The sequence below is a fragment of the Caballeronia sp. genome (assembly GCF_028292365.1).
Classification (GTDB): Bacteria; Pseudomonadota; Gammaproteobacteria; order Burkholderiales; family Burkholderiaceae; genus Caballeronia.
Genome location: NZ_JAQGMM010000404.1, coordinates 1 through 6,408 on the forward strand (window position 1 = coordinate 1; position 6,408 = coordinate 6,408).

Consider the following 6,408-nt stretch of genomic DNA (forward strand, 5'->3'; position numbering starts at 1 on the left):
TGCGTTGATACAGCACGCCGAGCCCGATCACGATCAGCGAAGGCCCGACGATCAACCCAAGCAGGCCCGCCAGCGCACCCGCCACGCCACGAAATTTCATGCCGACCGCAACCGACAGGTTGATCACATTGCCGCCCGGCAAAAACTGGCAAAGGCCCAGCAGATCGACAAATTCGTCGGAAGTGAGCCACTTGCGCCGCTCGACAATTTCGCGTCGTGCAAGCGGCAACGCGCCGCCGAACGCGGTCAGCCCAAGTGTCAGGAAGCCGATAAAAATTTCCGCGACTGTCGGCGGGGCGAGCGGCTCTTGCAAGGCATGATCGTGCATGGTTCGGCGAACGTTACTTTTGAGAAGCGCAAAGCGTAACGCGTATAGCCGTCGCTTCAAAGTGCGAAATGGCTGTTTAAAGCGCGGTGCGGCTTGTTTTGGGCAGCGAGAGGCGGTGCCACGGCGGTGTTACTAAAGCGACCGGCGTCCGCCCCGCTCTCATCGTCCGATCCGGCTTACGAAGCCTTGACGTCGCCCCGTTCGCGGCGGGATTCGTAAGCTTTCAAATGCGTGTAGGCCGTTGAGAATATCGGCGTGCTGACCGTGCCCTGCGCCCCTTTAGCCCCTTTAGCCCCTTCGGCACGCGCGATCAAATCGCCCACCACGTGGTCCGCTTCGATCCGCGCGCCATTCTCCAGATCGCGCAGCATGGACGCGGTGATCGTGGAGCCAGCCTCCGTGAACATCGCCTGCGCACGCGCGACCACTGCTTCCCCCGGCGCAAAACCGTTCGCGCTTGCAATGGCGCGGGCTTCATCGAAGAGATCGAGCAGCAGTTTCTGGCCGCCCGGCGCCGCGATGATGTCGCCGACCGGCGCGCGCATCAGGCATGTGCTGGCCGCGAGCGTCGCGAGGAACACCCACTTTTCCCACATCGATTGAATGATCTCGGGACTGGCTACCGCGTCGAATTGCGCGCCGCACAACTGCGCCGAGATGACTTCGATACGCGCCGAAAAACCGCCTGCACGCTCGCCAAACGCCATGGAATGGAGCTTGTTCAAGTGAACAATGGTGCCGTCGGCGTCGAGCGTCACGGCCGCGATGCACTGGCCGCCGAGCACGCGCTCCGCGCCGAATTGCGCTTCGAGCACATCCAGATGATGCATGCCGTTGAGCATCGGCAGGATGGCGGTATTCGGCCCGACCGAGGTTTTTATCGACTCGATGGCGCCGTCGAGATCGTAAGCCTTGCAACTGAGCAGGATCAGGTCGAACGGTTCGCGCACGTCTTTCGCCAGCACGATGGGCGGATTGGGTATCGACAGATCGCCGTTCGGGCTGCGCACATTGAGGCCCGTCTGCGCGAGTTGCGCAGCGCGCCGCTCGCGCACGAGGAACGTCACGTCACGGCCGGCATTGAGCAGCCGTCCGCCAAAATAACCGCCAATTGCTCCCGCACCCACCACCAGAATTCGCATATCCCGCTCCTTGCATTTAGTCTGATCAGAACGCCGGCCGCAGGTGCGGTGGCGCTATCTGCTTCTACGCTTGCCAGACGCCGTAGCCGGCTTCCCGCAAGCCGATTGCCAATTCCACTTCCATCTCCCGCGCGCCTTCATACGGCATCGGGTTATACAGTTCATAGAGCCGCGGCAACAATCGCAGCCCGAATTCCCGCGCATACCGGTTTGACTGGATACCGGCTTTGTGTTTGTCAAACCGAACATCGGGATCGATGCCCGTCATGCCCACGTAGACAAAGGGCATGCCGAGCACGTAATCCGGATTCGCGCGCCGGAATCGCGCTTCGTTCCAGACGGTGTCGGCCAGTTCGATCACGTACACGTGGTAATGGTGACTCCTTGGGGTCTTTTGCTGAGTCTTTTTCCGAAGCGCCATGCCGATGCCCTGCAGTTCCCCTGCCGTTGCCTGTTCCGCCTGGTTCGAGCCTGGTTCGAGCGCGTTGCACCGCCCTGAAACCGGCCGCGGACGCTCATTCTAGACCGGTGTCACGCGTGTTGCCCGGCCGCGGGCCGACGTGCTGCCATGCCGCTGTCGGCCTGCAGCCCGACCGTGCGAGCGCGTGCGATGTCTGCCAGCGTCGTGTCAAAGTGGTAATCTCGCTCCGTCTGCGCGTTCTGCGCGGCGTTTGCGTGTTTCCGTCTGCTTGGCTCACGGACACGCGTAGGGCCCGTGCCGCTTTCGCCCCCGTTTCCTGGCGCGAAAGCCTGTCCGGAACGCCGTCGCGGCCACCGCCCCAATTGACAAATCGCATCCGTCGCGCGTGTAGCCACGAGCCGCCCGCGCTTCGGTCATTCGGAGAGAAACATGAGCAAGCAAGCAATCGGCGTTGTAGGCCTCGCCGTCATGGGACGCAATCTGGCGTTGAACATCGAGAGCCGCGGACATGCGGTGTCCGTGTACAACCGCAGCCGCGAAAAAACCGAAGAGCTGATAGCCGAGCATCCCGACAAGAAACTCGTGCCTTCGTACACGCTGGAAGAATTTGTCGAGTCGCTCGAAAAACCGCGCCGCATCCTGCTGATGGTCAAGGCCGGCCAGGGCACCGACGCCACCATCGACTCGCTGCGTCCCCTGCTCGACAAGGGCGACATCCTGATCGACGGCGGCAACACCCATTTCACCGATACCATCCGCCGCAACACCGACCTCGCCAAGTCGGGCCTGCACTTCATCGGCACGGGCGTGTCCGGCGGTGAGGAAGGCGCGCTCAAAGGCCCGTCGATCATGCCGGGCGGCCAGAAGGAAGCGTATGACCTGGTGGCTCCGATCCTGACCGAGATCGCCGCCAAGGCGCCGGACGGCGAACCGTGCGTGGCATACATGGGCCCGGACGGCGCGGGACATTACGTGAAGATGGTGCACAACGGGATCGAATACGGCGACATGCAGTTGATCGCTGAAAGCTACGACGTGCTCAAGCGCGTCGCGGGTTTGTCGAACGAAGAACTGGGCAAGGTATACGTCGAGTGGAACAAGGGTGAACTAGATAGTTACCTGATCGAGATCACATCGAAGATCTTCTCGAAGAAGGATGACGAAACGGGCAAGGCTCTGGTCGACGTCATTCTCGACCGTGCCGCGCAAAAGGGCACGGGCAAGTGGACGAGCCAGAATGCGCTCGACCTTGGCGCTCCGTTGCCGCTGATTACGGAAGCTGTGTTTGCACGCGTGCTGTCTTCGCTGAAGGATCAGCGCGTTGAAGCGAGCAAGCAGTTGACGGGACCCTCGCCGAAGTTCGATGGCGATCGCGATGCGTTTGTGGAAGCTGTGCGGCGCGCGTTGTTCCTGAGCAAGATTGTTTCTTATGCGCAGGGGTTTGCGCAGTTGCGTGCAGCCTCGGAAGAGTACAAGTGGGACTTGCAGTATGGTCAGATCGCGAAGATCTTCCGGGCGGGTTGCATTATCCGTGCGGGCTTTTTGCAGAAGATCACGGACGCTTACAAGACCAACCCGGACTTGCACAACTTGCTGCTCGATCCGTATTTCACCGACATCGCAACGAAGTATCAGGGTGCGTTGCGCGACGTGGTCGTGGCCGCGGTGAAGGCGGGCGTGCCGGTGCCGGCATTCTCGTCGGCGGTAGCGTATTACGATAGTTACCGGTCGGAGACGTTGCCGGCGAATCTGGTGCAGGCACAGCGCGATTTCTTCGGCGCGCATACGTTCGAACGCGTGGACAAGAAGGGCAGCTTCCACGCCGACTGGTCGTAAGTTGCTGAGCAGTCGCTGAAAAGCCGCTGAAAAGCGGCTGAAAAGCGGCTGGTGTTTCCTGTAGTTCAACGCCGACGCTTTCGCGTCGGCGTTTTCTTTTTGTCTCGAGCAAGTCGTCAAATTTTGTCGCAGCGAATTTTTCCACAAGTCGAATATTGGTGTTTGCGCCTATCCTTTCCTGTCGATGGATAACGGAATTGCGGGAAGATCATGGCAACTGCACTCACAGCGGTAAATCGGGAATCGGAGTTGCGCTACGCTTACCTCCACGCCATTGCATCCCATGCGGGTGTCAACTGCAAGACGAGCAACCGGCACGATGACAATGCCGGAATCGATGCCATGCTCACTGGTTGGGAGCCATTTCCGAATGGCGGAAGCCTGACCGAAGTCGACATCAAGGTCCAGCTGAAGGCAAGCATCAAGCCGCCATTCGACGACGGTGATTCGCTCTCCTATTTTCTGTCAGGCAGGCAGCAATACGACGACCTGCGCCGTGAAACACACGCGTCGCCGCGAATACTTGCAGTGTTGTTCCTGCCGCCGAAAGCGGAAGACTGGTTGATACACTCCCACGAGCAACTCGTGCTCCGAAAATGCGCTTACTGGGTCAGTTTGCGTGGCGCTCCACCCACAGACAACCAGGCAGGCGTCACCGTAAAAATTCCAAAGCATCAGGTATTCGACGGCACCGGCCTCATGAAACTCATGGCAAGCATCTCGCGTCGCGAGATCCCTGCTTATAAAGCGCCCGCTCATCGAGTTCCTCATGGCGATTAAAGATTTATCACCGTCCGCCCTGCGTGATTTCGTGAAATCGCTGGGATGGCAGTCGCTCCCCGATGGCATTGTGGACCGTCTTTATGTCCTGCATCACGCCGCCGCGCCGCGCCGCCAGATCGTCATTCCCATGGATCAGGATGCGCCTGACTACGCCGAGGCATGCGAACTCGCGTTGTCTAAACTCGCGGACCCGCAGGGTATGAAGCTGGAGGATCTGATTCAGCTCGCTGCCATCTCGCATGACGACTCCATTTACTACCGCGTGACCAGCAGCGGCTCTTTTGATGACGGCCTGCCTTTGTCATTCGCCGCTTCGTTGCTGCTGGGCGCGGAGCAGATCCTGCTCGCGTCGGCCTGTACTGTATTGCGTCCCCAGACCCATCATCCGCGTCTGCACAGGGCGGAAGCTACGCAGCTTGCCGGTCATGTACGGTTCGGACATACCGAACGGGGCAGCTTCGTGGTCCGCGTATCGTGTCCTGTCGACGCTATGGAAACGCCGTCTGTGCACGACCTCGCTCATGCGAACGAGTCGTTTGTTCGCATGACCATGCTGACCGCCAGAAATGGCGTGCGCCAGCTCGTCAAGGCCATCGAAGAGGACGCGTTGAGTCGCTTCGTCGATTCGCAAAAAGCAGCGGCGTCGCCTCTCGTTTCGTCGAACCTTTGTGAAGCGCTGACACGTCTTCACGATGACGACATGCGTAACAACATCGACATGTCGTTTCGTTGGGCAACAACCGTGGCGTTACCGCAGGACGCCGGGGCCGGCGAGAGCATCAGGATTCGAAGCGATTACTTCGGGCGTATTGACGACGTTCGCCAGGAATTGCGTGCGGTCGAGCGTGAGCGCGACGACGTATTCATCGGAACAGTCGAGCATCTGAACGGTGAATTCGATTTTGAAGGAAATCGGGCCGGCGAAATAGTCGTGGCGCTGCTCCTGCGTGAGGGCGAGATCATCAAGGCCCGCGTTGTACTCGACCAGGAGCAGTATGCGAGAGCAGTCATTGCACACCTCGACGATCGCGCCCTGGTTCGAATCGCAGGGCGCCTCCGCCCCGGTCGCCAACCGCGTACGATCACCGACGTGACGAGCTTTATCCTGATCGGCTCGAGTCCACGCTAAGAGAGATCAGGTTCGGCTTGAATGACCAACTGGGGAACTGGTGTTCTTAAAACCTGAACCCCAGCACCTCCTGTATTTGCTCACCGTTCGCGCCGCTTCCGGCGAAGTCATCGAATGCTCGATCTGCCACGCGAATAATATGCTTGCGGATATATTCCGCCCCCTCCCGCGCGCCATCCTCCCGGTGCTTCAGCGCGCACTCCCATTCGAGCACGGCCCAGCCGGGAAAATCGTACTGCGCCATCTTCGAAAAGATCGCCCCGAAGTCGATCTGTCCATCCCCCAGCGAACGGAATCGCCCCGCGCGATCCACCCAACCGGAATAACCGCCGTACACACCCTGCCGGCCGTTGGGACGAAACTCAGCGTCCTTCACATGGAACGCCTTGATGCGGTCGTGATAAATATCGATGAACTGAAGATAGTCCAGTTGCTGCAGCAAGAAGTGACTGGGATCGAACAGGATGTTCGCTCGCGGATGACCGTCCACGGCGGCCAGGAAACGGTCGAACGTCACGCCATCATGCAGATCCTCGCCCGGATGCAATTCGTAGCAAACGTCCACACCGGCTTGATCGAAGGCATCCAGTAACGGCCGCCAGCGCCGCGCCAACTCTTCGAACGCAGCTTCCACCAGACCCTGCGGACGTTGCGGCCACGGATACAAATAAGGCCACGCAAGCGCCCCCGAAAACGTCACGTGCGCGTTCAGCCCCAAGCGCCTGGACGCCGCCGCCGCGAACCCGACCTGCTCGATCGCCCAAGCCGT

General features: G+C 60.1%; 7 protein-coding genes. 3 read left to right on the forward strand and 4 right to left on the reverse strand.

Features of this window, described 5'->3' with window-relative positions; genetic code table 11:
* The 3 genes from JWR14_RS24255 to JWR14_RS24265 all read right to left on the reverse strand — a co-directional run.
* On the reverse strand, nucleotides 1-328 hold a 328-nt coding region (locus JWR14_RS24255; RefSeq protein ID WP_299713172.1), incomplete at its 3' end, for a chromate transporter.
* Between the two features lie 176 nt (nucleotides 329-504).
* Nucleotides 505-1,470 carry a 2-dehydropantoate 2-reductase gene (panE, locus tag JWR14_RS24260; RefSeq protein WP_299713174.1) on the reverse strand — a complete coding sequence of 322 codons (966 nt, stop codon included), beginning with the start codon at nucleotides 1,468-1,470 and terminating at the stop codon, nucleotides 505-507.
* Between the two features lie 64 nt (nucleotides 1,471-1,534).
* Nucleotides 1,535-1,891: a hypothetical protein gene (locus tag JWR14_RS24265; RefSeq protein ID WP_299713177.1), complete on the reverse strand. Its 357-nt coding sequence runs from the start codon at nucleotides 1,889-1,891 to the stop codon at nucleotides 1,535-1,537.
* A gap of 429 nt (nucleotides 1,892-2,320) precedes the next feature.
* On the opposite strand from JWR14_RS24265, the gene gndA reads away from it, so the two are divergent.
* The 3 genes from gndA (at nucleotide 2,321) to JWR14_RS24280 (ending at nucleotide 5,639) form a co-directional block, all read left to right on the forward strand.
* Nucleotides 2,321-3,727: an NADP-dependent phosphogluconate dehydrogenase gene (gene gndA, locus JWR14_RS24270; RefSeq protein ID WP_299713180.1), complete on the forward strand. Its 1,407-nt coding sequence runs from the start codon at nucleotides 2,321-2,323 to the stop codon at nucleotides 3,725-3,727.
* 210 nt (nucleotides 3,728-3,937) lie between these two features.
* Entirely contained in the window at nucleotides 3,938-4,507 is a 570-nt protein-coding gene (locus JWR14_RS24275; protein ID WP_299713183.1) for a DUF4365 domain-containing protein, read from the forward strand.
* Complete coding sequence (locus tag JWR14_RS24280; RefSeq protein ID WP_299713186.1) at nucleotides 4,497-5,639, forward strand: hypothetical protein; 1,143 nt, start codon at nucleotides 4,497-4,499, stop codon at nucleotides 5,637-5,639. Before JWR14_RS24275 ends, JWR14_RS24280 begins: the two co-directional genes overlap by 11 nt.
* A 46-nt stretch (nucleotides 5,640-5,685) precedes the next feature.
* On the opposite strand, the gene JWR14_RS24285 is transcribed toward JWR14_RS24280, so the two are convergent.
* Nucleotides 5,686-6,408 (reverse strand): sugar phosphate isomerase/epimerase family protein (locus tag JWR14_RS24285; protein ID WP_299713189.1); only part of this gene is annotated, 723 nt, incomplete at its 5' end.